General features: G+C 67.0%; 1 protein-coding gene. It reads right to left on the bottom strand.

Annotation, left to right across the window (positions count from 1 at the left end; translation table 11 throughout):
• Nucleotides 1–291: acyltransferase domain-containing protein (locus MFF64_RS36760; RefSeq protein ID WP_238193966.1), on the bottom strand; the 291-nt coding region annotated here is incomplete at both ends.

The following is a 291-nucleotide window of genomic DNA, read 5'->3' as shown; positions in this document are numbered from 1 at the left end:
GGTCCCCTCGAACAGGGCGGTCCAGTCGATGTCCGTCCCACGCACGAAGAGTTCCGCCGCGGAGGCCAGGACCCGCTCCTGCCCACCCTCACCACGACGCAGCGAACCCACCGCCAGGACGTCGGTGCCCGGCACGCTCTCCGCGGTCTCCTGCACCCCCATCATCAGAACCGGATGCGCACTGCACTCCACGAACGTCCCGAAACCACGCTCCAGCAGAACCCGCACCGTCTCCTCGAAACGAACCCTCCGCCGCAGATTCCGGTACCAATACGCGCCATCCAACTCCGT

Source organism: Methylobacterium frigidaeris (assembly GCF_022179185.1).
Taxonomy (GTDB): domain Bacteria; phylum Pseudomonadota; class Alphaproteobacteria; order Rhizobiales; family Beijerinckiaceae; genus Methylobacterium; species Methylobacterium frigidaeris.
The sequence above is the reverse complement of the archived record's forward strand: the minus strand, read 5'-3'. Positions and strand labels throughout refer to the sequence as shown.